This is a genomic window from Hyphobacterium sp., from assembly GCF_965228115.1.
In the GTDB taxonomy this organism is placed as follows: domain Bacteria; phylum Pseudomonadota; class Alphaproteobacteria; order Caulobacterales; family Maricaulaceae; genus Hyphobacterium.
In genome coordinates this window covers 704,444-727,658 of the sequence record NZ_OZ245794.1, presented here as the reverse complement: position 1 = coordinate 727,658, position 23,215 = coordinate 704,444, and the positions used below count along the sequence as shown (strand labels likewise).

Here is a 23,215-nt window from a genome sequence, read left to right as displayed (position 1 = left end):
CGCTCGCCCGGACAGGGAGAGCGATATGGCGAAAATTACCGGATTGGGCGGCATTTTTCACGTGGTGAAAGACCCGGCTGCGACGCGGGCCTGGTATAGAAAATATCTGGGCCTTGAGGGCGAATACGGGCCTAAGCTGAAATGGTCGGAAGAGACTGGCGACCAGCCCTACAGCCTGGTCGGGAAATTCACTTCGAACGAGTATTTCCAGCCAAGCGATAAGGAATTCATGATCAATCTCCGCGTTGATAATCTTGATGAATTCGTCTCCGGGCTTAAGGCCAAGGGGCTCGAAATTCTCGGCGAAAGCGATGAAGGCTATGGGAAGTTTGCCTGGATCATGGATTGCGACGGGGTGAAAATAGAACTCTGGCAACAGTTGGACCCACCGGAATGACCGAATTTTCTGATCTCAGGGCGTTGTTTATCAATTGCACGCTCAAGCGCCTCCCAGCGGCGTCGCACACTGATGCGCTGATGGATGTCGCACGCGCAATCATGAAAAAGCAGGGTGTTTCGGTCGATACGGTTCGGTTGATCGATTATGAGGTTGCTACCGGTGTCTACCCGGATATGCGAGAGCATGGCTGGGATAAGGATGCGTGGCCGGATATCTGGAACAAGGTGCGCCATGCCGACATCCTGGTTGTTGGAACGCCGATCTGGCTGGGAGCCGAAAGCTCTATATGCCGCAAATTGATCGAGCGCCTCTATGCCATGTCTGGCGAGCAAAACGAAAAGGGCCAGTTTATCTTCTACGGCAAAACAGCCGGCACAATCGTCACCGGCAATGAGGATGGCATCAAACATGTGGGCATGTCGGTGCTCTATTCGCTGCAGCATATTGGCTACGCTATCCCCCCACAAGCGGATGCTGGATGGATTGGCGAAGCGGGGCCAGGAAAATCCTATGCCGATGAAGGGTCAGGCGGTCCGGAAAACGAGTTCACCCAGCGCAATACGACCTTCATGACCTGGAATCTCATGCATTTGGCGCGGATACTCAAACAATCAGGCGGCTTCCCAGCCGAAGGAAATTCGAAAAAAGATTGGGATTGCGGCAATAATTACGGCCATCCCAATCCGGAATACCGCTAGTCAAATTGACTTGCTCTGGCCTTTTGTCGCTGGTCTATGCTCTGGGAGCGTTGCAAATCATCGCCGAACCCACTTTGCAGGAACGAGCGGATTTTACTCAGTGTATTGATACCCAGGATGAAGAAAGCTGCTTCGATTTAATCGTGAATTCGTGTGTTCCAACGCTTGATACGGAAACACACGAGGGGGTTCTTGCCTGCGCCCAACGCGAACTGACTTTGTGGGAAGAGCTCGTTGAGGCGCGCTATGAAGCATTGCTTGAGGTGGTCGAGGGCGCGGAAGAGGCTCAGTCAGATGAAGATGGCGGCGACCCGCGTGATGAGCTGCGCGCCTCGCAGAGTTTTTGGGAATCGCTACGCGATAGTGATTGCGCCCACATGGCGTCTGCCTATCGTGTCGAAACGCTCAGCCGTTTGACCGCGCTTGAGTGTTTTCGGCTCCAGTCAGCAGAACGGGCAATTTGGTTGGGAACCCAGCTGACAAAAGGCTAGAGCCCGAAGGCCAGCCGATCGTTTTCGTCGAGACTTGTCAGAGCGTATTCTGCGGCACGGCGGCCTGCCTCAATGGTTTCTTCAAACCGTTTCCATTCGCGCAGATCCGTTGTGGTGTCGGGCAAAACGAGCATGTCGACGGCCTCGCGATAGGCTTGGTGCTTGCCGACCATGACGCCTGCGGTTGCCGAGCGCATCAACAGCGACGCAATGGGCGGAAGTTCATTGAGCCCATGCTGACGCACCCAGCCGATAAAGCTGGGCGCATCGCGGAATTCATCCGCATTTACGGCTTTGGCGCGGGTTACGTCCACGCCAGCGCTGATGCCCCGATGGAAGGCGCGCATTTGCTCGGACGGGAAGTTGGTGAACACCGCCCCATCGACCAGCACATTATCGCCATCCAGAACGGGCGGCAGGATGCCGGGAATGGCGATGGTTGCGCGGAGTGCATCCCGTAAACGTCCGCTGCGATGGATGTGGGGACGTCCCGTCGAGAGATTGGAAGAAATACAGAAATACGGCCGGGCCATGTCCGCGATTTCGACGTCGCCAAAATGCTTTTCCAGCCTATCATCGACGCGTTTTCCTCGCGCCAGCGAGACAACCGGTAAGCGCCAATCTCCCAGCGGGTTGGAGGCAACGAAGGCTTCGCGAACCCGCTCGACGAGTTCGTCCTGAGTCCATTCCAGGGCTACACCGGCCGCGATGATCGCCCCCATTGAAGCCCCGCCCACAAAATCGAATTCCAGGCCCGCCTTCCGGAATGCTTCAACCGCACCAATATGGGCATAGGCTCGCGCCCCACCGCCAGACAAGACCAGGCCGATCGATTTGCCGGCCAGAGTCCGCGCCAGGCGGGCCAGGTCATCGGGGCGTTCCTGACGCCAATGAAAGACTCGAGCCGCCTCAGCGGCATCGGCCCATTCCTGCGGGCGGGAGGCGCGCCGGTCCCCACCATCATGCACCAGCACGACATCGAGGAGCTTCAATCTCGCGGCCGGTGAGGGGTCATCCGGCAATAGGGGGATTGAAGGCCGGGCATCGCCACGTGCCAGTAGCCAGACCCGGTCTGCCCGGCCCATTGCCCGGCGCGCCCACTGGCTGTCGCCAAGACGCGCCGCCAGAATGACCACCTGATGGTCCTGTTCATAGGCATCGAGTTTGGGCCCGGAAAAATCAGCGGATTCCTCACCAAGAATGGCTGCTGACACGCCAATCTTGCCCAAAGCAGAGCGAAGCTTTTTGGCGCGATAATCAAGATCAATCGTCGGCGAACAAGAGACGAGTGCAAAAACTTTGGGTTCCGATCCGTGGCGCTGCGGACCGGTGCGCAGCCGTCGCAGCATCATCTTGGACAATTCGCGCATCAGCGAGGGATGCTTGTTGGTCAGGCGTTCAAATTCAGCGGTTGGCAAGCGAACAATTTCGCTGTCTCGCATGGCGTAAACACTGGCCGAATGTGCCCGTTCTTCCAGCATGGACATTTCGCCGACCGGTTCGCCGGCGCGGATGTAGCCCAAAAGGTTAGGGCGGCCCATTGGCCCATCACGAAAGGCGGCTAACGCACCTGACCGCAATAAATAAAGCGCGTCTGAGCGCTCGCCTTCAGAAAACAGCATCTGCCCGGCGGGCAGGCAAAACCACTCCACTTCGTGCTCGACCGCTTTGAGAGCGGCCTTGCCGATATCATTAAAGAAGCCGGGAATCGAAAGGCTGAGTGGCATGGGGCCGGTTTAATCCAGAAACTCCCAGCTGTCAGCGCCGTCAAAATGGCGCACGCGCACGATTCCGGGTAGCGGGTCATCGGCGGTCGTGAAATTGATCTTCATGCGCTTGGGCGCATCCGGATCGCGGCTGCTCCAATGGGTGGTCACACCGCACTTTGTGCAGCGATGAACGGTCAGGGTTTCATCGCCGGAAACGTAACCGGTCTGGGGAAGGTCTGCTGTGATTGAGGTGTTTGCCGGATCAACCTCACCCCATTGCGTGCCGAGCTTGCGGCAGAGCGAGCAATTGCAGACGGTAACTGACTCTGGCCAGGCGACGATTTCCCAACGCACAGAGCCGCAATGACAGCCGCCCTTGATCATTTGCTGCGCCCCATCCGGCGGACCGGGGCGAGGGGCTGGAAATTCCCTTCCCGCTTTTCGCCGCGGGCCGTGATGGCTTCCTGAATATCTTCGGGCGTCCACAGCGCGGCTTGCAGGGTCATGGCGTGTTTCAGACTGTCTTCAACAGAATGATCTCTTGCATAAAGGAAGGACCGCTTGGTGCCGGAGATGGTCAGCGGTGCTTTTGAAGCAATGGATTGGGCAATCTGATCGACATGCGCGCGCAAAGCGTCCGCATCATCAAGCACCGCATTGTACAAGCCTATCTTTTCCGCGCGTTCTGCTGTCAGGTTTTCGCCTGTATAGGCCAGTTCACGCGCGATGCCGTCGGGCACGAGCTTCGGCAGGCGCTGCAGGGTGCCGACATCGGCGAACATGCCGATATTGGTTTCTTCAATGCGCAGCCAGGCGTCATTCGTGCCAAATCGTAGATCACAGGCGCAGATCATATCCACGCCGCCGCCGACGCACGGCCCCTGGATCGCCGCGATAACCGGAAAACGCGCGGTTTCAAACGCGGTGAAACTGTCTTGCAAGGCCAGCGCAGCGGTCATGAAGGTTTCGCGCATGGCAGATGTGCCGGTCCCAAGCGCGTTTGGATCGGTAAAGACCGAGATGTCCATACCCGCAGTAAAGACCGGACCTTCCGCATCGAGAATGAGCACGCGGGTCTGGCCTGCATCAGACAATTCACCGACTGCGTCCGGCAGTTCCGCCCAGAAGGCAGGCGTCATTGTGTTGCGCTTGTCCGGCCGATTCAGCGTGATGCGCGCTATCGGACCGTCCTGGGTCAGGTTGAAGCTGGAATAGCTCATAAGATAAAGGCTCCCCGTTTGGGCGAGGAGCCTTCCTCGTTGCGCGCTAGGGCGCAAGCGCTTTTCGCGTGTTTATTCGGCAGGAATGTAGTCGAGCACATCGACCCAGTCGAACTCAACCGCGTCCTGGAAGAATTGATCGAACAGGAATTTATGGCCTGAGCCATAGATCACCAGAATACGATCGCCCGGCTCTGAAAGCTGGCCGATCTGGGCAAATATGTGGAGATTCCGGCCCCACCAATTGGCCATGTTTTGCGCGCCAACCGGATTATCCGCCGAGCCCAGCTGGGCGAGCGTTAAATACACGTTATGGAGCGAGAGCATCTCCGGCGTATTGACCGTCCGCAAGCGCGTGGACACCGAAACGTCCGGGCGATTTACTTCTCTTTCCCAAGCCGCCATCGTGGTCTGAAGCGCGCCCAGACGGGCCATAAGGTGGCCTTGATCGTATTCGCCGCCCGCGGCCATCATGGCGTCAAAATCCATGCCGGAGCGGTAATCCGCCGCAAAGAGCCGGTCATGGCCCAGCCGGGCGGCCAGGCGCATGCCGATTTGTTGTCGTTCATTGACGGTCAGCTGATGATCACCCGCCAGATAGCGCTGATAATCCGCGTTAAAGCCTTCTTCGGCTTCCGGCAGCAGTTCCACGACAATTTTGGTTGGGTTGAACTGCGCCAACGCGTCAACGAGGGCTTCAATCTCGGCCTGCCGGGTGGCGGCCAGATAATCATCAACTTCCGGATTGATATAATCTGCGCCTCCGCCGGTGAAGTGGAATGTGCCCAGCACCATGATTTGCGGGGTCTCGTCCTGAGCCAGTGTGGTGCTTGAAATCGCCATGGCGGCAAATGTGGCAGTGAGAAAGTGTTTCATTGTTTTTCCCCAATCGACGCGAAGGAGATGCGGCTGAGTGCTCAAATGGATGCAGGCTCACCATTGCGCCTTGCGTCCCGCCCGGCTTAATTGGCGGCGAAACCGATGGGGCACATCCATGAGCCGACTGACCTCTGCCGCCGATACTCAATCGGAAAGCTACACCGCCAATCGCGAGGCCATGCTCAGCCTCATTGATGAGCTGCGGACCAAGACCGAGGAAGCCGCGCTGGGTGGATCCGAGCGCTCCCGCGAACGCCATTTATCCCGCGGTAAGCTGCTGCCTCGTGACCGCGTTGAGCGATTGCTGGATCCCGGTTCGCCTTTCCTTGAGATTGGCGCGCTGGCCGCCAATGGCATGTATGAAGGCAATGTCCACGGCGCGGGTATGATTGCTGGCATTGGCCGGGTCTCAGGCCGTGAGGTGATGGTGGTCTGCAATGACCCGACCATCAAGGGCGGCGCCTATTATCCGATGACGGTGAAGAAGCACCTGCGGGCGCAGGAAATCGCCATGCAGAACCGTCTGCCGTGTGTCTATCTTGTGGATAGTGGCGGGGCGAATCTGCCCCACCAGGCTGAAGTTTTTCCGGATCGCGAGCATTTTGGCCGGATTTTCTATAATCAGGCGCAAATGTCCTCGATGGGCATTCCCCAGATCGCGTCGGTGATGGGCTCTTGTACCGCGGGTGGCGCGTATGTTCCGGCCATGTCGGATGAAACAATCATCGTTCGCAAGCAGGGCACGATTTTCCTGGGCGGCCCGCCTCTGGTGAAGGCGGCCACGGGCGAGGTGATCTCAGCCGAAGATCTGGGTGGAGCGGATGTCCATGCACGCCAGTCCGGTGTGGCGGATCATTATGCCAGTAATGATGAGCATGCTTTGTTTATCGCGCGCCGCATTGTCGGCACGCTGAACACCACCAAGTCGCATAATCTGGATCTCTCTGACCCGATTGAGCCGGATTATGATTCGGACGAACTCAACGGCGTGGTGCCGGTGGACCTGCGTACGCCCTATGATGTGCGCGAGGTGATCGCCCGCATCGTCGATGGCTCTGAGTTTGATGAATTCAAAAAGCTGTTCGGCGAAACACTGGTGTGTGGCTTTGCGCGCCTGCATGGCATGCCGGTCGGGATCATCGCCAATAACGGCATTCTGTTTTCTGAAAGCGCCCAGAAGGGGGCGCATTTCATCGAATTATGTGCGCAGCGGAAAATCCCGCTCATCTTCCTGCAAAATATCACCGGCTTCATGGTGGGCTCGAAGTATGAGGCGGGCGGCATCGCCAAGGATGGCGCCAAGCTGGTGACCGCCGTGTCGTGCTTTGCCGGGCCGAAAGTCACCATCATCATTGGCGGCTCTTATGGCGCTGGCAATTACGGTATGTGCGGACGGGCTTACAGCCCGCGCTTCCTCTTTATGTGGCCGAACTCACGCATTTCCGTGATGGGCGGCGAACAGGCGGCCAGCGTGCTGGCGACGGTTAAACGTGACGGCATGGAAGCGCGCGGCGAAGATTGGCCGGCGAAAGAGGAAGAAAGCTTCAAACAGCCGATCCGTGATCTCTATGAGAAAGAAGGCTCGCCCTATTACTCCACGGCGCGCCTGTGGGATGACGGCATCATCGCCCCGTCCGATACCCGCCGTGTTCTGGCGCTGTCACTCTCCGCTGCGATGAATGCGCCGTTCGAAGACACGAAATTCGGCGTGTTCAGGATGTAAGCAATCCAGTTTCGTTTGGGTCACGTATCTTCCCGCATGTCCTGCAGGAGATTGCCCCATGCGTTTCATCGCTTTGTTTGCCGCTTTGATTGTGTCGTCCGCCGCCATGGCGGCTGAGGAGCCCGCCTTCACCTCTGTGGCGCGCGACGGAAACATCGAAGTGCGTGATTATGCATCGATGATTGTGGCCGAAGTGCAGGTGCGCGGCAGCCGGGGCCGGGCCAGCAGTGCCGGGTTCCGCCCATTGGCTGATTTCATCTTCGGCAATAATGCGCCGCGTCAGGAAATCGACATGACCGCGCCGGTCACCACCACGCGCGGACAGGAGATCGCCATGACGGCACCGGTCACCTCAACAGAAGCCACAGATGGCATCTGGACGGTCGGTTTCGTTATGCCGTCTGAATATACGATGGAAACCCTGCCAGAGCCGAATAATCCCGCTGTGCAGCTGCGCGAAGTGCCAGGGCGGCGTATGGTCGTGATCGAGTTCAATGGCGCGCGGACATCTGATCGTTTGGATACGCATCTAAACGAGCTGGAAAGTTGGCTGGCGGCGCAAGGTTACGAGGCCGTTGGCGAGGCGGAATATGCATCTTACAGCGCGCCCTGGGTGCCCACGCCCTTCAAACGCCATGAAATCATGATCGAAGTTGTGCCGTCCAATTGAAGGTTTTCGTTATAAATCCGGGTGGCTTTGCAGACACAGCCTGCTGCTTTTATGTGATGTTTGCCGGGGATGCCTCAAACGGTGCAAGATTGGGGCGTAAAAACCATATGTTACAGACTCATCACAAATATCGCCTCTGACGCGAGCCCCCTTGCCACAGCCCGTCTTTTCCTAACAATGTTTTAACAAAGCGCGTTGTCTGGGGTAGAGTGGGCGCGTTTGGGAGCGTTTTGAGGGGAAAACACACATGGAATATGTGGATATGGTGCACGGCTGGCTCTATCAGGGCTACCAATTCTTTGAGCCGGGCCTTTTGATGTATGCCGGGAATGGCGAAATGGTGAACTGGATGCCTTTGCTGATCCAGTTCGGCATTATTGCGCTTGTGCTTGCGCTATTGTTGCGCTCGGGCGGGGCCATTCTGATTTTCACCTTTGTGGGTGTTGTCATTCACGTCATCGTGGATGTCGTTATGCCCATGGTAAGGGGTGGCGGAATGGACGGGTTTGATTTCGGTGCCTTTGCCGGGCAATTCACCGACATGACCTATCTAAAATATCTGGGCGCACTCGCGGTCATGTATTTCATTGGCATCATGGTGCTGGGCATCATCAAGAGCATGATTTTCCGCGGCGACTGATCCGCGGCACATGCAAGTGCGGAAAGGGCCGTTGGGAGACCAGCGGCCCTTTTTCTTTGCGGTCTGGCCGCGTGCGCGGTATCCGAAACAGGAAACCGATTGTGAGGCTTGCTTGATGTCCGATACCGCCCCCGTCCTGCTTGATGTTACGCCCGGCGAACTCGCCGTGGTGACGATCAACCGCCCGGAAAAGAAAAACGCGTTCGATCGCGAAACCATCAACAAGTTGAGCGAGATTTTCGATCTCCTCGCGAAAAATACTGATGAGGTCCGCGTCGTGATGCTGCGCGGAGCGGGCGACACGTTCTGCGCGGGCGGCGACCTCAACTGGATGAAGGATGCCGCCGGCTATACCCGCGAGCAGAATATCGAGGATGCTGAAGCCCTGGCAGGCATGCTCTACCGCTTGTTCAACTTGCCGCAGCTGACGATCGCGTTGGTGCAAGGTGCAGCCATGGGGGGCGGGTCCGGCCTCGTCGCGGCGTGTGATGTCGCAATTGCGCAGTCACAGACAAAGTTCCGTTTCTCCGAAGTCCGGCTCGGTCTGACTCCGGCCACGATCTCGCCCTTCGTAATCCGGGCCATCGGACCGAAATGGGCGCGGGCCCTGTTTGCGACCGCCGAGGGGTTTGATGCGAAGTTCGCGCACATGATCGGGCTGGTTCAGTATGTCGTCGAGGATGCAAACGAGTTGGACGACATGGCGGAGTACGTCGCCCGTCTCGGCTTTTCTGCTGCCCCGGGTGCGATCGCTGATGCCAAGGAGCTCGTCGATGATGTGGTGGGTCACAAAATCAATCACGGGCTGATGGATGATCTCGCCAAGCGGATCGCGCATCGCCGCGCCAGCGAAGAGGGCCGGGAAGGGCTCGGCGCTTTCCTGGAGAAACGCAAACCCGACTGGGCGGGGTAAGCCGCTCTGGAGCTTTTCCAAGACCCCCGCGCCTGGTTGCATGCCCGCCGTGAGGCGTGGCGCGCTGCCTATGTTCGTGGGCCGGTTACGCAATTCCTGTTTGAGTTTATTTCTTTCGGGATCAAACAGGCTTGGGCCTGCCTGTTCGGCGGGGCGATGATTGTCCTTTTGATGGGGACGTTTCTGTTCTACCCGGAAAACGCGCTGCTGCCGCGCTATGATTTTATCACGCTGTCGGCTATCGCGATTCAGGCAGCTTTGCTCGTCACACGGCTGGAAACCTGGGAGGAGGCGCGGGTCATCCTCGTCTTTCACATTGTCGGCACGGTGATGGAGATCTTCAAAACCTACGCGGGTTCGTGGATTTACCCCGAGGAAGCGTACTTACGAATTGCGGGTGTGCCCTTATTTTCCGGCTTCATGTATGCGGCGGTCGGCAGCTATCTCGCGCGGGTCTGGCGCATTTTCGAGTTTAAATTCGACCGCTTCCCACCCTTATGGATTCAAGGCCTTCTGGCACTGGCGATCTATATCAATTTCTTCACCCATCATTACACCATCGACATCCGCTGGGGGCTCTATGCCGCCACGCTGCTTATCTATGGTCCGTGCGTGATCTGGTTCCGGCCGGACATCAAACACCGCTTCATGCCGCTGGTGGTTGGTCTTTTGCTGGTCGCGCTCTTTATCTGGTTTGCCGAGAATATCGGCACATTTGCGCGCGCGTGGGCCTATCCCGGTCAGGAAGAGGGCTGGCATATGGTGTCGATTCAAAAGCTGGGTTCGTGGTATCTCCTGATGATCATCAGCTTTGTGCTCGTGGCGGCTGTCCACGCTCAGCGAAGGCTGACTAAACACCCAGCTGAATAAGTTATTTCTGGGTCCCTCGGGCTTGACCCGAGGGTCTATCTTCTAAATGAAATTGATGGCTTCCCGGATTAAGTCCGGGAAGCCCGGGATTTCTTCGACGAGGACAGGCTTCATGTTCAAAACGCTGTTGATCGCCAATCGTGGAGAGATCGCCAGGCGCGTCATGCGCACCGCCAAGCGCATGGGTATCAAAACCGTTGCGGTCTATTCCGAGGCCGATGCCGATGCCCCGCACGTGAAAGAGGCCGATGAAGCGGTCTTGCTGGGCCCGGCCCCGAGCGCGGAAAGCTATCTGCGCGCCGATAAAATCCTCGAAGCCGCCAAGCAGGCCGGCGCTGAAGCGATTCACCCGGGTTATGGCTTTCTTTCTGAAAACGCTGACTTTGCCCGGGCCTGCGCCGCGGCGGGGATCAAGTTCGTCGGTCCGTCGGCGGAATCCATCGAGGCGATGGGTCTGAAAGACCGCGCCAAGAAGCTGATGGAAGAGGCCGGTGTGCCTGTCACGCCCGGTTATCACGGCGAAAACCAGGACCCGGCGCATTTGAAGAATGCCGCGGATGCGATTGGCTATCCGGTCTTGATCAAGGCGGTTGCCGGAGGCGGCGGCAAAGGCATGCGCAAGGTCGAGGCGGAAGGAGATTTTCTCGATGCGCTGGATAGCTGTAAACGCGAAGCAAAATCCTCTTTTGCCAATGATGAAGTTTTGATCGAGAAATTCATTGAGAACCCGCGCCATATCGAAGTGCAGGTCTTTGGCGACAGCCGCGGACGGGTCATTCACCTCTTCGAACGCGATTGTTCACTCCAGCGCCGCCATCAGAAAGTCATCGAGGAAGCTCCCGCACCTGGCATGACGCCGAATGTGCGCGCGGCCATGTGCTCTGCTGCGGTACAGGCCGCCAAGGCGGTGAATTATGAGGGCGCTGGTACGATTGAATTTATCGTCGATGGATCCGGCGCGCTGCGCGAAGACGGTTTTTATTTCATGGAGATGAATACGCGTCTTCAGGTCGAGCATCCGGTCACAGAGATGGTGACGGGCCTTGATCTGGTCGAGCTTCAGCTGAAGGTCGCGGCGGGCGGCTCAGTCCCGGAACAAGACCAGATTTCCCTGAACGGTCACGCCATCGAAGCGCGGCTCTATGCCGAGGATCCGGCGAATGGCTTTCTGCCGAGTATTGGGAAGCTCGCCGTTCTCGACCTGCCCTATGCGGTGAAGGGTGTCCGTGTCGATAGCGGCGTAGAACCCGGTGGTGAAGTTTCGCTCCATTATGATCCCATGATCGCCAAAGTGATTTCTTCGGGTGAAAATCGCGATCACGCGATTTCATTATCCCTCGCAGCGCTGGATGCGACCCGCGTCTATCCGGTTAAGACCAATGGCGGGTTTTTAGCGGCGTGTCTGAACGATCTGGATTTTCAATCCGGGAATGTCTCGACCGGGCTTATTGGCGAAAAACTGGATTCGCTCATTCCCGCTGGGGTGCAGAAAGAAGACGCCGCACTGGCTGCGGCAAGCGTCATTGCCAAGGCCAAGTCTGCCGCCGGACGCGACCCCTGGGGCATGCCCGACGGGTTTCGTACCAATCGCCCGGCGCGCGTGGATGTCCGCTTCGAGGTTGAAAACCAGGCCGTCTCGGTCAACCTCTCAGGCCCGTCAGCTCAAGTGGACGGCGAGGCCGTCGATTTGCCATCTGGTTACCGCGCGAAAATCATTGGCGACACCGACGGCGTGGTTGTTTTCAATCACGGTCGGGCCAGCCGTTTTGATTTTCCCCGACCCGATGCCGCTGCGGATGCCGCGGAAGCAGGCGGTCTGGTCAAGGCGCCAATGCCGGGCAAGGTCTTGTCCTTGAATGTGGCGGAAGGCGATGCGGTGGTGAAAGGTCAGAAATTGCTGGTGTTGGAAGCCATGAAAATGGAGCACGCGCTGGCAGCGCCGCGCGATGGCGTGATTGCGTCCGTATCTATCGCGGCTGGTGACCAAGTGGGCGAAGGCGATGCGCTTGTGACGTTGGCTGACGAAGAAGAGGCGGCGGCTTAACTCACCTCGTCATCCCGGAAAGGCTTCAGCCTTGTCCGGGACCCATGCCGGAACGCCGACATCACAGAATGGGTTCCGGGCTCGCACTTCGTGCGCCCCGGAATGACGCAGTTCTCAAAACTGGCCCGATCCTTGCTCTCCTCTCACGCGAAACGTGGAGGTGGCCATGAACGGCACAGGCGAAACACAAAATACGGGCAAAGTTGTCACGGAATGGACCAAAGAGGCCCAATCCGGCTTCCGGAAGAAAGTTGTGGTGGGTCAGCACGATCTGCACCAACGCCCGGAATTTTTGGATGAAGCGCTGGCCGCGCTGATAGAGCGACATCCGCGGGATCTGATCGATTTCTGCACCATGGGCGATCTGGATGAAGGCGCGGACAGCTGGCGCGCTGGCGATCCGGGCGATCTGTCCGGTCTTGAGCTGCTGGAGGCCGTGAAAGCCGGCAAGCTGTGGATCAATCTGCGCGAAGCGATGAATGTAGATCCGGATTACCGCCCGCTTTATGATCAGATGCTGGCCGACATGAAGGCCAATAATCCCGGCTACAAGACGCTGAATGCGGAAAGCGGCATTCTGATTTCCTCGCCAACGGCGCAGGTGTTCATCCATTCGGATGTCTCGGAAACCATTCTCTGGCATGTGCGCGGCAAGAAGCGCATCCGGATCTATCCAGCAGAAGCGCCCTATGTGACGGATGAGCGGATGGAAGCCATCCTGCATATGGAACAGACGGAAGATCTGCCCTTCGAGCCTAGCTGGGACAATGAATGTGAGGCGGTCGATCTGGAGCCGGGCATGTTCACGTCCTGGCCGCTGCATGGCCCGCACCGGGTGCAGAACCTGTCGGGAATGAATGTCTCGGTGACGATGGAGATCGTGACGCCGGAATCCTTGCTGAAGAATGGTGTCTTGCACGCCAATGGCGTTCTGCGCCGCCGCTTTGGCATGAATCCGACCTCGGTCGAAGCCTCTGGCCCAAGTGCTTATCTGAAGCTGGCCTTTTCCAAAATGGCCAAGAAGATCTGGCGGAATACCAAGCCGATGCCGAAATCGGAAACCACGTTCGAGATTGACGGCAATCAGCCTTCTGGCTTCCGCGACAAAGCTGCATAAGGCAGCTGGCGGTCTTTTTGAAATGCGTTATCCCTTTTCCTGGCGGGGCGTTCTGACAGGCAAAGGGATTTTGCATGAAATGGATACTCGCTGCCGCCGTCCTGGGGCTTTCCGCCCCTGCTTTTGCTGATTATTCCAGCTTCCCACAACCGCTCGCGCAGGCGTTGGAACTGGCGCAAGACTCTCCGGAAGGGGCGGTCTGGCGCTTTACGTTCCACATCACCATTGATGGCGAGGAGATGACGGCGCGCTTTGACGGCACACAGCCTGACGGCGCTGACTGGACCTTGCTGTCACCAGCTAGTGCGGACGAGCTAAGCGATCCGCTGGCTGAAATCTGGACGGATATGAATACCGTCGATGATGCAGAAGAGGCGGATGACGGCGTCTCTATCGGGGCGGATGGCCTGTTCTTCGATGAGGATGCTGCCAGCATGGTATCCGGCGGGATCGAAGAGCTCGGCGATGGACGCTACGCCTTCCGGCCAAATCTCGATCCTGATGCAGAAGAGCCCGACCCCATGGCAGACAATATGACGGGAGAGGTCGCTCTGTCTGCGAATGGCTATATCAATGAGTTACGTATTTTTGCACCGGAAAGCTTTAAGCCGAATGCGGCGGCGCGGGTTCATACCTTTGAAATGCGTATGACCTTCGACCAGCTCGAGGGTTTTCCGGCGCCCATCATGATCAGCATGGCGACCGATATTGAGGTCAGCGCTCTGTTCCAGCGGCAATCGCAAAGCCTCGAATTCCGCTTTTCAGATGTGGAATACACAGCGCCCTGACTTGGCCAAATAGGAGAGTCGTCCTAGCTAATCGTACAATGACGATGCATCTGATCAAGTTGTGCGTGGGCGCTGACTCCATCGAGGATCTCGAAAACTACCGCACCCGCGTCAAGGCCGCGGCTAAGGCGCGCGGCGAAACCTGGCAGTCGACGCATGTCACGCGCATGTTCCCGAAACAGGCAACGAAAATTCTGGAGGGTGGCAGCCTCTACTGGGTGATCAAACGGGTCATCCAGGTGCGCCAGCGGATAATCGATCTGCAGGAAGTCATCGGTGATGACGGCATCAAGCGCTGTGCCATCATTATGGATAATGAGCTGATCCGCACCGCGCCAGCTGTCAGGCGTCCTTTCCAGGGCTGGCGCTATCTCAAGCCGGACGATGCGCCTATGGATTTGTCAGACCCGGCCGCAGGTGGTGCCGAGCTCCCTGCCGACCTTCGTCGGAAGCTGATCGAAATCGGCGCGTGGTAGTTACCCAACCGGCAGATTATCGATCAGCCGAGTCTTCCCCAGCCATACTGCGGCCAGAACACGCGCCGGCTGTTTAACCGGGCCAGCGGGAAGAGGGGCCAGCGTGCTCGCGCAGCGCGCTTCGATATAATCCACGCGGTCAAACGTGTTAGCAGCTTTGGCCAGTGCTTTGCCCTGCGCGGTTTCCCAATCGACCCCCTTGGCGAGATCATCCGCAAAACCGCTGAGGGCCAGGAACAACTGCGCGGCCTGACCGCGCTCGCTGGTCGACAAATACGCGTTGCGCGACGAAAGAGCGAGGCCGTCGCGTTCCCGCAAGGTCGGACCGGGAATAATCTCAATTGGCAAGTCCAGATCGCGCACCATGGACTGAATGACGCGCAGCTGCTGATAGTCCTTCTCGCCAAAAACGGCGAGGTCGGGCTGGATCCGGTTGAAGAGCTTGGCGACGACGATGGCCACGCCTCCAAAGAAATGTGGGCGGAAATCGGTTTCCAGCCCGAGGGCCGGGCCTTCCAGCGTGAGTTGTGTCGAGAAGCCGTCCGGATACATGTCCGAGGCGACAGGCGCATAAAGCAGATCGCATCCGGCCGTCGCCAACTTGGCGGCATCGGTGTCCAGTGTGCGCGGGTAAGCGTCGAAATCCTCACCCGGCGCAAACTGGGTGGGATTGACGAAAATACTGGCGATCACGCGATCTGCATTCTCTTTGGCAGTCTTGACAAGCGAGAGATGCCCTTCGTGCAGCGCGCCCATGGTCGGCACGCATCCGATCGTCTCACCGGCTTGCCGCCAGTCGCGCACCTGCCGCCGCAAGTCTGTCAGATCCGCCGTGGCGGGAAGGGGAAGAGAGGAAAGCGCACCCATAAAGGCCGGATAGTGCGGGATCACTCTGGACGCAAGCCATGCGACTCGCGTTACACAGGATGCATGATCCGGTTCGCCATTCTGTTCACCCTGCCATTTGTGCTTAGCGCCTGCATGAGCACGCGCTCGGAGCCGGGTGCCCCGGTAGCAGAAGCTGCACCGATCGCGCGCACCGCCTCAGCAGGGTTGGCTGCCCAGCTGGCGGCCGATCTGGACTGGCGATCCCGCTACGATCCTGCGACGCTCGATCAGGTAGAAGAAGATATGCGACGTCTGGCCCTGCGGCTGGCAGCCCCGCCAGAACCCGCGCCGGAGCCGGAACCGCTGGCAGCAGACCCGGAAGGCGGGCAAAGCCTGATGCATGCCATTCACCTGGCTTCCTACCGCAATGAGCAGAATGCCCGTTCTGGCTGGCAATCCCTGCAAGCGCTTTTTCCCGATCTGATGCTGGACCGGCAGGCCCGCCTTGAAGAAGCTGATCTCGGGTCCAGAGGTGTGTTTCTGCGCTTGAAAGCCGGCCCCTTCCTGACAGGAGCCGAAGCCGAAGCAGCCTGTGCGCAAGTGGTTGCGGCTGGCGGCTGGTGCGATGTCACTGACTTCACCGGACGGCCGATGGACCCTTGAATCCGGCTGTTGATTCAAATGCCCGTTGAGGGAGATTTTTATTCTCTGCATGGCACCAGATTTGCTCCAGTTTGAGCATGAACCGCGTTTCTGAACTCTGGTGTTGTAAATGAATTTTCCGTCGCGACCTGAACGCCTGGGCGGTTTCCGCCTGATCCGCCGCAATTCCGGCGCGCACGTCATTGTGGTGGGCAATGAAAAGGGTGGGGCAGGCAAGTCGACGGTAGCCCTTCATCTGGCTATTGCGCTTCTCCGAATGGGACAGCGGGTCGGGATAATCGATCTTGATCTGAGACAGCGCTCTACCGGGCGCTATCTGCAGAACCGCCGCGACTGGATGAGCCATCACGGAATCGAATTGCCTATGCCGCAAGAGGGCCGGGTCGAGCCCAGCCAGCTGCGCCATCTGGATGAGGCCGAAGCCGAGGAAGATGTGCGCTTTCAAGCGGTGTTCAGCGAGCTGAAGGCGGAAAATGATTTCATCGTTATCGATGCTCCGGGCGCGGATACGCATTATTCGCGACTTGCCCACGCCGTGGCGGATACCATTCTGACGCCCGTCAATGACAGCTTTATCGATTTTGATCTCCTCGCCGAGATTGACGCGCGCACCTTTGAAGTGGGCCGGCCGAGTGTGTATTCGGAGATGGTCTGGGAGTGCCGGAAGAAACGCGCCGGGCGCGACAAGGTCTCCATCGACTGGGTGGTCATGCGCAACCGCATGTCCCAGCTCGATGCGCGCAACAAGCGCCGGGTGGGTGAAGGGCTTAAGCGTCTGTCCGAGCGGATCGGTTTCCGGCTGGCACCGGGTTTTGCCGAGCGCGTCATTTACCGGGAACTCTTTCCGCTGGGACTGACCCTGCTGGATTTGACCGAAGACGGTTCGACCGTGGCCTTCTCGATGAGCCATGTTGCCGCGCGTCAGGAATTGCGGGAATTGCTGAGCGTTCTTAGATTACCGGAACTGGCTGACTCGAAGATCCCGTTCTGATGCCTTTTTTGATCCTGGGCTTTGTGGCCCTGATTGTTCTGGTCCTGCTGTCGCGGGCCTTTGCGCGGATGGAAACCGCCGAGGCGGCGCGCTGGTCGCGTATTACGCTTGGGTTGGCCATAACGATTGTCGGCGGGCTTATCAGCCTGCGGGGGCTGGCATTTGTCGGCGCACCAATTGCGACCTTCGGTATCGGGATGATGGCAATCGGGGCAGGTTTCAGACCCAAGCCAAGGCGGAATGATGGTCAGGCATCACCGCCTGCAACCCCGACTACCAGAAGCCGCGAGGAGGCGCTGGACCTCCTGGGTCTGGAAGGAAATCCTGATGAAACTGAAATCCGCGAGGCTTATCGAAAGCTTATGAAAAAGGTTCACCCGGATTCAGGCGGAACAGATGGCCTGTCGCGGCGATTGACCGAAGCACGCGATATTCTGCTGAAGGATTAGCTGCCAGGGGCGACGGCAAAACAGGGTTCGTCATGAGCGGCGAGCTGGGAGCACACCTGCCTCGCAACGTCTGCGGCTAACCCGGTGAAGCGGGCCCGGAACAATGCTCGGCCATCCCGTTCAAATTGCGGCGTTTCCATTGTGGCACCGCTAAGCGCAACGGCCAGGTCCTGGATCGTTTCAAGCCGGGCCTGGGCCGCCGCGGCATCGGCATACGCCCCGACCTGTACGGACCAGTCGCCGGAAGAAACTCCGGCGAGAACCGGTTCGGTGTCTTCAGGCGGCGCTTCGACGGCTGCGGGCCGCGATGGGGTATCGACCGATCCCAAATCATCCGTAATTTCGATGCGCAAGGGCGGCAGCGTGTCTCCGTCGCCTTGTGCGACCGGCATGGTCAGATCCAGCGCTGCAATCCGGGTGGCGATCAAATCCTGTTCGCGAATTGGGTTCAGCCGGGGTTGAAGATCGCGGGCGGCGACAATCAGGGCTTCGCGATTATTCAGCGAGCGAAAAGCCGCCTCGATCAGTTGTTCGGTGTGATTGTCGCGATAGGAGGCGGTTGGCCCGCCCATGACGACCGCAACAAGGCGCGTATCGTCACGCGTCGCGGTCGTGGCAATATTGAAGCCGGAAGCGCGGATATAACCGGTCTTCATTCCGTCAACGCCTTCGACCCGTCCGATCAGACGGTTGTGCGAGCGATAGGTGCGCCCTGCATGGGAAAAGCGCGTCTCTTCGAAATACGGCATGTATTGCGGAAAATCGCGGCGCAGAGCCAGGGTCAGCCGCGCCATATCCCGCGCTGTCGTCACCTGACGCGAATTCGGCAATCCCGACGCATTTCTGAATGTGGTGTTGGATAAGCCCAGTTCGCGGGCGCGGGCCGTCATTTCCACAGCAAAGGCGCGCTCTGTCCCCGCCAGTTCTTCGGCGACCACCACAGCGACATCATTGGCACTCTTGATAATCAGCGCCCGGATCGCGGTTTCAACGCTCAGCGTATCCCCGGTCGACAGATTGATGTTGGAAGGTTGCTGACTGGCAGCGATGCGCGAAGCGGTAAGATTGCTTTCAAGTGTCAGCTCGCCGTTCTCAATGGCCTCGAACAAAAGGTAGAGCGTCATCATCTTGGTGAGAGACGCCGGATAGCGGCGCGCGTCAGCCAGGCGGCTGTGCAGAATTTCACCTGTTTCGGCATCTGCCACGAAGGCCGCATAGCGGCGCGTGTCGGCCGCTGCCGGGAAAGCCAGCAGGCACGCAAATACGGCCATTGCCGCGAGAACGCAGGCGCGAAGAGCCAACATAGCGCGACATTGAAGCGGAAACCCCTTGCAGGGCGGTTAAAATCTGTCCCGTAAATAGTTATTGTGCAGTGCAACAATTTTCTTGACGCATATGCGAATTTCCGGCATATGAATGCTGCAACTGCGAACAAACGAGTCGCAACACAGAGTTAGAAGATGACAAAAGCAACCGCGAAACCCGCTGCAGACAAGGCCAAAACGGCGAAAAAACCGGCTTCGGTGAAAGCCGCTGCCACGGCCCCCGCGAAAGCCGAGTCTGCCCCGAAAACAAAAACCCCGGCCAAGAAAGCCGCTGTAAAGAAATCAGTGGCCCGCAAGCCGGTTAAAGCCAAATCCTCCCCGAAAAAGGACACCAAGACCATGACCAAAGCTCAAACCACCGTCGTCAATGAGACGATCGAAAAAATGACCTCAGCCGGCAACGAAGCTTTCAAAGAAGGTTTCGAGAAGTCGCTGAAATCCGTGAACGACGTCAACGCCTTCACCAAAGAGAATGTTGATGCCGTGATCGCTTCGGCTACCGCTGCTGGCAAAAACGCCGAAACCCTAAACGCTAATGCTGTCGCTTATGCCAAGACCTCCATGGAATCGGCTGTTGCGGCGACCAAAGCGCTGACCGGTGCCAAGTCCGTTCAGGACATGATCGAAGTCCAGACCGACTTCGTGAAGTCCTCCATGGACCTGTTCCTGGCGGAAATGAACAAGACCACCGACCTGTATGCCGGTGCTGTCAAAGACGTGACCAAGCCGATCAATGACCGCTTCGCGGCGTCGGTCGAAATGGTTCAGTCGGCCCGCTAAGGCCGACTCAGGGACGGATCATCCTCCCCCGATCCGTCCTACAATTTCTCCCCAACTGGCCCGGTGGACCTCCACCGGGCCTTTTCTTTGCGGAAAACTAACGCTCCATCGCGCCTTTTCCGGCCAATATTTTGTTCCGGAATTTGGCAATGCGGGTGATCCGGGTTGCGGGCTTCTTTGCTCCACTCAAATTGATCGCATAGCTTTTCTGACGGCCCGGCGTGAGCCGATGAAAGGCCTCTGCAAGTTCCGGGTCCGCGTCCAGGGCGTCAATCAATTCATCAGGCAGATCGACGGTTCGGCTAGATTTAGGCGGCTTGATTTTCGCTTCGGCATAGCTTTTCGCCTCGGTCAGATAGGCTGAGATAACGGGCTCAAGGGCGGCGACACTTTCGTCGTGGCCAAAGCGGAGCATGTCAGGATATTCAGTATTCGGACCCTGTTTTTCAAGCACGCCTTCGGGGTCTTTCATCAAAGCTGCATGAAAAAAGCTGAGGCGAAAGTCAGTCCGGAAAGCACCAATTATCGCAATATTGCGGCCCGAAAACATGTAACAGGGATGGCCCCATTTGACGGTTTCGGTCAGTCCGGCATCAAGGCAGAGCTGACGCAGCTTTGTCAGACCTGCGATCCATTTACGGGTCGAGCAGTCCGGAGTGGCGAAGCGATCGCACCGGCCACAGCCTTTTGAAAAGTACTCCTTGATTTCTGTGATCATGGCGGTGCGTTTTTTCTGGCGGCGTCGAAAATAGCCTAAATTAACCCTCTCAGTGTCACAATTTGGTTCCAGATGTGCACCAAGCTGTTCACGATCGTCGATAGGGTCTTCCCAGGGCGCAAAGCTTGCATATCTAATAGCGAGTAATGCGACGAGCCGAATCGATGACCGAGCGCCGCGATAAACCCGGCAACCCTGATCGCGAAACAGGGGTAGCCACCCGCACCCGGCCCAAGACGAAGAAACCGTCTTTGTACCGGGTTGTGATGTTGAACGATGATTTCACGCCGATGGAATTCGTCGTCGAGGTCCTGATGCGGATCTTCAACAAGTCGCCGGAAGAAGCGACGCAGATCATGCTTCACGTCCACCAGAATGGCGTCGGCGTATGCGGCGTGTTCACTTTCGAAATCGCCGAAACGAAGGTGGCACAAGTGATGGATCTGGCACGGCGCGCGCAGCATCCGCTGCAATGTACGATGGAAAAGGAATAGACATTGCCTTCATTTTCAACCTCCCTTGAAGACACGCTGCACCGCGCCCTCGGGTTTGCAAATGAGCGTGGACATGAATTCGCCACGCTGGAGCATCTCCTGCTCGCCCTCGTCGATGACGAGGACGCGGCCGGGGTAATGAAGGCGTGTGATGTCGATCTGGGGGAGTTGAAGGCGACACTGACCGCTTTTGTCGATGCCGAGCTTGGCGAGTTGGCGGTCGACGACAATGAAGACGCTAAACCGACGACTGGCTTCCAGCGGGTCATTCAGCGCGCCGTTATCCATGTGCAGAATGCCGGCCGCGAAGAAGTCACCGGCGCAAATGTTCTCGTGGCGATCTTCGCTGAACGGGAAAGTCATGCCGCGCACTTCCTCGCTGAGCGGGATATGACCCGCTATGACGCGGTCAATTACATTTCCCATGGAATCGCGAAACGTCCCGGCGAAAGCGAAGCGCGGCCGGTCCGAGGCGCCGCGGAAGAAGACGATGAGGATGAAAAAGAGGCTGATGCGTTGTCGACGTATTGCGTCGATCTGAATGCCAAGGCTGCAGCCGGCGATGTCGATCCGCTGATTGGACGCGGCCCTGAGGTGGAGCGTTGCGTGCAGGTGCTTTGCCGCCGCCGCAAGAATAATCCGCTTCTCGTGGGCGACCCCGGCGTCGGTAAAACCGCGATAGCAGAAGGCCTGGCGCGTAAGATTGTTGAACACGATGTGCCAGAAGTCCTGCTAGACGCCACGATTTACTCGCTCGATATGGGCTCGCTGCTGGCGGGTACCCGCTATCGCGGTGATTTCGAAGAACGCGTGAAACAGGTCGTCCAGGAACTGGAAGCGCGCGAAGGCGCGATCCTCTTCATTGACGAAATTCATACCGTCATCGGGGCGGGTGCCACGTCTGGCGGCGCGATGGATGCGTCCAACCTGTTGAAGCCAGCCTTGCAGTCTGGCGGCCTGCGCTGCATGGGCTCGACGACCTATAAGGAGTTTCGCCAGCACTTCGAGAAGGACCGCGCGCTGGCGCGGCGCTTCCAGAAGATTGATGTGGTGGAACCGACCAAGGACGATACGGTCAAAATCCTGCAGGGCCTGAAGCCTTATTTTGAAAAATTCCACGATGTCCGCTTCACCAATGATGCGGTGAAAACGGCTGTGGATCTGTCGGATCGCTATATCACGGACCGCAAATTGCCGGACAAGGCGATTGATGTGATCGATGAGGCCGGTGCGCGCATGCGGCTCCTGCCGGTGTCGAAGCGCAAGAAAACCATCAGCGCCAAGCAGGTGGAAACAGTGGTCGCCAAAATGGCCCGTATTCCTGAGAAATCCGTCTCCAAGGATGACGAGATTGCACTCAAAACGCTGGGCTCTGATTTGCGCCATGTGGTGTTTGGACAGGACGAAGCGATCGACAAGCTTTCCTCGGCGATAAAGCTCGCCCGTGCCGGCTTGCGTGAGCCTGAAAAGCCGATCGGCAATTATCTCTTCTCTGGTCCGACTGGCGTCGGCAAGACGGAGGTGGCCAAACAGCTGGCCTCGATTTTGGGTGTAGAGCTATTGCGTTTCGATATGTCCGAATACATGGAACGCCACACGGTTTCACGTCTGATCGGCGCTCCTCCGGGATATGTCGGGCATGATCAGGGCGGGCTATTGACCGATGCCGTGGATCAGCATCGCCATGCCGTGCTGTTGCTGGATGAGATCGAGAAGGCGCATCCGGACCTGTTCAACATCCTCCTGCAGGTAATGGATCATGGCAGCCTGACGGATGCCAATGGCAAGACGGTTGATTTCCGCAATGTCGTTGTGATCATGACGACGAATGCTGGGGCTTCCGATGCCGCGAAAGAGGCCATTGGATTTGGACGCGACAAGCGCGAAGGCGAGGACCAGGCAGCGATCGAGCGTTTGTTCACGCCGGAATTCCGTAATCGTCTCGATGCCATCATTCCGTTCGCGGGTTTGTCGCAGCCCATCGTTAACAAGGTCGTCCAGAAATTCGTGCTTCAGCTGGAAGCCCAGCTGGCCGATCGCGGCGTGACCTTCGAGCTGACCGATGAGGCAACCGAATGGCTGTCCACGCGCGGCTATGATGACAAATTTGGCGCCCGGCCGCTGGCTCGGGTGATTCAGGAGCACATCAAAAAACCGCTGGCGGATGAGATCCTGTTTGGCCAACTGAAGAAGGGCGGTCTGGTGAAGGTCGATGTCGATGCGGCGGATAAGGAACGCCTCGACTTCGAAATCACCCCAGGTGACCGCATCAAGCCGAAGAAGCCGAAAGGCAGCGGCAAGAAAAAGACGAAAGAGCCGGTGCGCTAGC

The 23,215-nt window shown here is 58.0% G+C and carries 25 protein-coding genes; 18 read left to right on the top strand and 7 right to left on the bottom strand.

Features of this window, described 5'->3' with window-relative positions:
* Positions 1 to 25: 25 nt before the first annotated feature.
* From ACO079_RS03995 to ACO079_RS03985, 3 genes are read left to right on the top strand one after another with little or no spacing between them, the layout of a single operon-like run.
* Complete coding sequence (locus ACO079_RS03995) at positions 26 to 397, top strand: VOC family protein (protein WP_421791999.1); 372 nt, start codon at positions 26 to 28, stop codon at positions 395 to 397.
* Positions 394 to 1,098, top strand: a complete 705-nt coding sequence (locus ACO079_RS03990) for a flavodoxin family protein (protein ID WP_421791997.1) — start codon at positions 394 to 396, stop codon at positions 1,096 to 1,098. The genes ACO079_RS03995 and ACO079_RS03990 overlap by 4 nt, the downstream gene beginning before the upstream one ends.
* A gap of 5 nt (positions 1,099 to 1,103) precedes the next feature.
* Positions 1,104 to 1,589 carry a lysozyme inhibitor LprI family protein gene (locus ACO079_RS03985; protein ID WP_421791996.1) on the top strand — a complete coding sequence of 162 codons (486 nt, stop codon included), beginning with the start codon at positions 1,104 to 1,106 and terminating at the stop codon, positions 1,587 to 1,589.
* Here the strand turns inward: ACO079_RS03985 and ACO079_RS03980 are convergent.
* The 4 genes from ACO079_RS03980 to ACO079_RS03965 all read right to left on the bottom strand — a co-directional run bounded on the left by ACO079_RS03980 (position 1,586) and on the right by ACO079_RS03965 (position 5,394).
* Positions 1,586 to 3,316, bottom strand: coding sequence for a patatin-like phospholipase family protein (locus ACO079_RS03980; RefSeq protein WP_421791990.1), 1,731 nt, complete (start codon positions 3,314 to 3,316; stop codon positions 1,586 to 1,588). The genes ACO079_RS03985 and ACO079_RS03980 overlap by 4 nt on opposite strands.
* Positions 3,317 to 3,325: 9 nt before the next feature.
* Positions 3,326 to 3,682, bottom strand: a complete 357-nt coding sequence (locus ACO079_RS03975) for a GFA family protein (protein WP_421791979.1) — start codon at positions 3,680 to 3,682, stop codon at positions 3,326 to 3,328.
* Positions 3,679 to 4,518: an enoyl-CoA hydratase-related protein gene (locus tag ACO079_RS03970; RefSeq protein WP_421791978.1), complete on the bottom strand. Its 840-nt coding sequence runs from the start codon at positions 4,516 to 4,518 to the stop codon at positions 3,679 to 3,681. The genes ACO079_RS03975 and ACO079_RS03970 overlap by 4 nt, the downstream gene beginning before the upstream one ends.
* Before the next feature lie 72 nt (positions 4,519 to 4,590).
* On the bottom strand, positions 4,591 to 5,394 hold the full coding sequence (locus ACO079_RS03965; protein WP_421791976.1) for a DUF5694 domain-containing protein: 804 nt from the start codon (positions 5,392 to 5,394) through the stop codon (positions 4,591 to 4,593).
* Positions 5,395 to 5,512: 118 nt separating this feature from the next.
* Here ACO079_RS03965 and ACO079_RS03960 point away from each other — a divergent pair, with 118 nt between their 5' ends.
* From ACO079_RS03960 to ACO079_RS03920, 9 genes are all read left to right on the top strand, one after another.
* Entirely contained in the window at positions 5,513 to 7,120 is a 1,608-nt protein-coding gene (locus tag ACO079_RS03960) for a carboxyl transferase domain-containing protein (RefSeq protein ID WP_421791975.1), read from the top strand.
* A gap of 58 nt (positions 7,121 to 7,178) precedes the next feature.
* On the top strand, positions 7,179 to 7,790 hold the full coding sequence (locus ACO079_RS03955) for an SOUL family heme-binding protein (protein WP_421791974.1): 612 nt from the start codon (positions 7,179 to 7,181) through the stop codon (positions 7,788 to 7,790).
* 247 nt (positions 7,791 to 8,037) lie between these two features.
* Positions 8,038 to 8,430: a hypothetical protein gene (locus ACO079_RS03950; RefSeq protein ID WP_421791972.1), complete on the top strand. Its 393-nt coding sequence runs from the start codon at positions 8,038 to 8,040 to the stop codon at positions 8,428 to 8,430.
* A gap of 115 nt (positions 8,431 to 8,545) precedes the next feature.
* A complete protein-coding gene (locus ACO079_RS03945) occupies positions 8,546 to 9,343 on the top strand; it encodes an enoyl-CoA hydratase-related protein (protein ID WP_421791971.1) in 798 nt (265 codons plus the stop codon).
* A 36-nt stretch (positions 9,344 to 9,379) separates the two neighbouring features.
* Positions 9,380 to 10,213, top strand: coding sequence for a DUF817 domain-containing protein (locus tag ACO079_RS03940; protein WP_421791969.1), 834 nt, complete (start codon positions 9,380 to 9,382; stop codon positions 10,211 to 10,213).
* A gap of 112 nt (positions 10,214 to 10,325) precedes the next feature.
* Positions 10,326 to 12,257, top strand: coding sequence for a biotin carboxylase N-terminal domain-containing protein (locus tag ACO079_RS03935; protein ID WP_421791967.1), 1,932 nt, complete (start codon positions 10,326 to 10,328; stop codon positions 12,255 to 12,257).
* Positions 12,258 to 12,423: 166 nt separating this feature from the next.
* Complete coding sequence (locus ACO079_RS03930) at positions 12,424 to 13,374, top strand: hypothetical protein (protein WP_421791965.1); 951 nt, start codon at positions 12,424 to 12,426, stop codon at positions 13,372 to 13,374.
* A 74-nt stretch (positions 13,375 to 13,448) separates the two neighbouring features.
* A complete protein-coding gene (locus ACO079_RS03925) occupies positions 13,449 to 14,162 on the top strand; it encodes a hypothetical protein (RefSeq protein WP_421791963.1) in 714 nt (237 codons plus the stop codon).
* 38 nt (positions 14,163 to 14,200) lie between these two features.
* On the top strand, positions 14,201 to 14,638 hold the full coding sequence (locus ACO079_RS03920; protein ID WP_421791962.1) for a DUF1489 family protein: 438 nt from the start codon (positions 14,201 to 14,203) through the stop codon (positions 14,636 to 14,638).
* Here ACO079_RS03920 and panC read toward each other — a convergent pair whose 3' ends face one another.
* Entirely contained in the window at positions 14,639 to 15,529 is an 891-nt protein-coding gene (gene panC / locus ACO079_RS03915; protein WP_421791960.1) for a pantoate--beta-alanine ligase, read from the bottom strand.
* Positions 15,530 to 15,568: 39 nt separating this feature from the next.
* Between panC and ACO079_RS03910 the strand changes: the two genes are divergently transcribed.
* The 3 genes from ACO079_RS03910 (at position 15,569) to ACO079_RS03900 (ending at position 17,569) form a co-directional block, all read left to right on the top strand.
* Entirely contained in the window at positions 15,569 to 16,129 is a 561-nt protein-coding gene (locus ACO079_RS03910; RefSeq protein WP_421791958.1) for an SPOR domain-containing protein, read from the top strand.
* Between the two features lie 109 nt (positions 16,130 to 16,238).
* Positions 16,239 to 17,120 carry a division plane positioning ATPase MipZ gene (locus ACO079_RS03905; protein WP_421791956.1) on the top strand — a complete coding sequence of 294 codons (882 nt, stop codon included), beginning with the start codon at positions 16,239 to 16,241 and terminating at the stop codon, positions 17,118 to 17,120.
* Positions 17,120 to 17,569 carry a J domain-containing protein gene (locus tag ACO079_RS03900; RefSeq protein WP_421791954.1) on the top strand — a complete coding sequence of 150 codons (450 nt, stop codon included), beginning with the start codon at positions 17,120 to 17,122 and terminating at the stop codon, positions 17,567 to 17,569. Before ACO079_RS03905 ends, ACO079_RS03900 begins: the two co-directional genes overlap by 1 nt.
* Here the strand turns inward: ACO079_RS03900 and ACO079_RS03895 are convergent.
* A complete protein-coding gene (locus ACO079_RS03895) occupies positions 17,566 to 18,873 on the bottom strand; it encodes a D-alanyl-D-alanine carboxypeptidase family protein (protein ID WP_421791952.1) in 1,308 nt (435 codons plus the stop codon). The two genes, ACO079_RS03900 and ACO079_RS03895, sit on opposite strands and share 4 nt — an antisense overlap.
* Positions 18,874 to 19,029: 156 nt before the next feature.
* Here ACO079_RS03895 and ACO079_RS03890 point away from each other — a divergent pair, with 156 nt between their 5' ends.
* Entirely contained in the window at positions 19,030 to 19,674 is a 645-nt protein-coding gene (locus ACO079_RS03890; RefSeq protein ID WP_421791950.1) for a phasin family protein, read from the top strand.
* A 97-nt stretch (positions 19,675 to 19,771) separates the two neighbouring features.
* Here ACO079_RS03890 and ACO079_RS03885 read toward each other — a convergent pair whose 3' ends face one another.
* Complete coding sequence (locus ACO079_RS03885; protein WP_421791948.1) at positions 19,772 to 20,392, bottom strand: YdeI/OmpD-associated family protein; 621 nt, start codon at positions 20,390 to 20,392, stop codon at positions 19,772 to 19,774.
* Positions 20,393 to 20,556: 164 nt separating this feature from the next.
* Here ACO079_RS03885 and clpS point away from each other — a divergent pair, with 164 nt between their 5' ends.
* Both clpS and clpA read left to right on the top strand, forming a co-directional pair.
* The gene (gene clpS / locus ACO079_RS03880; RefSeq protein ID WP_421791946.1) at positions 20,557 to 20,886 is read left to right on the top strand and encodes an ATP-dependent Clp protease adapter ClpS; all 330 of its coding nucleotides are present in this window, start codon (positions 20,557 to 20,559) and stop codon (positions 20,884 to 20,886) included.
* Positions 20,887 to 20,889: 3 nt separating this feature from the next.
* Complete coding sequence (gene clpA, locus ACO079_RS03875; protein ID WP_421791944.1) at positions 20,890 to 23,214, top strand: ATP-dependent Clp protease ATP-binding subunit ClpA; 2,325 nt, start codon at positions 20,890 to 20,892, stop codon at positions 23,212 to 23,214.
* Position 23,215: the final 1 nt, after the last annotated feature.

Bases quoted from the DNA above. Each gene is read 5' to 3' on its own strand.
- ACO079_RS03995 (WP_421791999.1), top strand. From the start codon at position 26: ATGGCGAAAATTACCGGATTGGGCGGCATTTTTCACGTGGTGAAAGAC.
- ACO079_RS03990 (WP_421791997.1), top strand. From the start codon at position 394: ATGACCGAATTTTCTGATCTCAGGGCGTTGTTTATCAATTGCACGCTC.
- ACO079_RS03980 (WP_421791990.1), bottom strand. From the start codon at position 3,316: ATGCCACTCAGCCTTTCGATTCCCGGCTTCTTTAATGATATCGGCAAG.
- ACO079_RS03975 (WP_421791979.1), bottom strand. From the start codon at position 3,682: ATGATCAAGGGCGGCTGTCATTGCGGCTCTGTGCGTTGGGAAATCGTC.
- ACO079_RS03970 (WP_421791978.1), bottom strand. From the start codon at position 4,518: ATGAGCTATTCCAGCTTCAACCTGACCCAGGACGGTCCGATAGCGCGC.
- ACO079_RS03965 (WP_421791976.1), bottom strand. From the start codon at position 5,394: ATGAAACACTTTCTCACTGCCACATTTGCCGCCATGGCGATTTCAAGC.
- ACO079_RS03960 (WP_421791975.1), top strand. From the start codon at position 5,513: ATGAGCCGACTGACCTCTGCCGCCGATACTCAATCGGAAAGCTACACC.
- ACO079_RS03955 (WP_421791974.1), top strand. From the start codon at position 7,179: ATGCGTTTCATCGCTTTGTTTGCCGCTTTGATTGTGTCGTCCGCCGCC.
- ACO079_RS03950 (WP_421791972.1), top strand. From the start codon at position 8,038: ATGGAATATGTGGATATGGTGCACGGCTGGCTCTATCAGGGCTACCAA.
- ACO079_RS03945 (WP_421791971.1), top strand. From the start codon at position 8,546: ATGTCCGATACCGCCCCCGTCCTGCTTGATGTTACGCCCGGCGAACTC.
- ACO079_RS03935 (WP_421791967.1), top strand. From the start codon at position 10,326: ATGTTCAAAACGCTGTTGATCGCCAATCGTGGAGAGATCGCCAGGCGC.
- ACO079_RS03930 (WP_421791965.1), top strand. From the start codon at position 12,424: ATGAACGGCACAGGCGAAACACAAAATACGGGCAAAGTTGTCACGGAA.
- ACO079_RS03925 (WP_421791963.1), top strand. From the start codon at position 13,449: ATGAAATGGATACTCGCTGCCGCCGTCCTGGGGCTTTCCGCCCCTGCT.
- ACO079_RS03920 (WP_421791962.1), top strand. From the start codon at position 14,201: ATGACGATGCATCTGATCAAGTTGTGCGTGGGCGCTGACTCCATCGAG.
- ACO079_RS03910 (WP_421791958.1), top strand. From the start codon at position 15,569: ATGATCCGGTTCGCCATTCTGTTCACCCTGCCATTTGTGCTTAGCGCC.
- ACO079_RS03905 (WP_421791956.1), top strand. From the start codon at position 16,239: ATGAATTTTCCGTCGCGACCTGAACGCCTGGGCGGTTTCCGCCTGATC.
- ACO079_RS03900 (WP_421791954.1), top strand. From the start codon at position 17,120: ATGCCTTTTTTGATCCTGGGCTTTGTGGCCCTGATTGTTCTGGTCCTG.
- ACO079_RS03895 (WP_421791952.1), bottom strand. From the start codon at position 18,873: ATGTTGGCTCTTCGCGCCTGCGTTCTCGCGGCAATGGCCGTATTTGCG.
- ACO079_RS03890 (WP_421791950.1), top strand. From the start codon at position 19,030: ATGACAAAAGCAACCGCGAAACCCGCTGCAGACAAGGCCAAAACGGCG.
- ACO079_RS03885 (WP_421791948.1), bottom strand. From the start codon at position 20,392: ATGATCACAGAAATCAAGGAGTACTTTTCAAAAGGCTGTGGCCGGTGC.
- clpS (WP_421791946.1), top strand. From the start codon at position 20,557: ATGACCGAGCGCCGCGATAAACCCGGCAACCCTGATCGCGAAACAGGG.